Source organism: Ferrovum myxofaciens, assembly GCF_000735045.1.
Lineage (GTDB): Bacteria > Pseudomonadota > Gammaproteobacteria > Burkholderiales > Ferrovaceae > Ferrovum > Ferrovum myxofaciens.
Genome location: NZ_JPOQ01000384.1, coordinates 1 through 303, shown reverse-complemented (window position 1 = coordinate 303; position 303 = coordinate 1). Strand labels below are relative to the sequence as shown.

General features: G+C 46.9%; 1 pseudogene. It reads left to right on the top strand.

What is annotated here, in order from left to right:
• Positions 1-122: 122 nt before the first annotated feature.
• Positions 123-266: pseudogene (locus tag IV91_RS17565) on the top strand (IS200/IS605 family transposase); the annotation flags it as partial.
• Between the last annotated feature and the right edge of the window lie 37 nt (positions 267-303).

The following is a 303-nucleotide window of genomic DNA, read 5'->3' as shown; positions in this document are numbered from 1 at the left end:
ATTCATCGGCAGAAAACGAAATATCGTCCACTTGCCAAGGCGATTGCAGGCCAAGCGCCATGCTAAATAAAGTTGTACTATTCATGACGGAATTATCGCACCACCCACTACAAATCACATAGAGCCCCAAATTGATACGTGAAGAGTTTAAGTGGATAAAGTCGCGGCTACCGACCCTGTGGACGAATAGTTACTTTGTATCGACGATTGGCGGCGCACCGCTTGAAGTGGTTAAACAATATATCGAGCAGCAAAAGCACAAATGAAACGCACCGCCACGCCCACCTTTGTTCTCAGCATTCC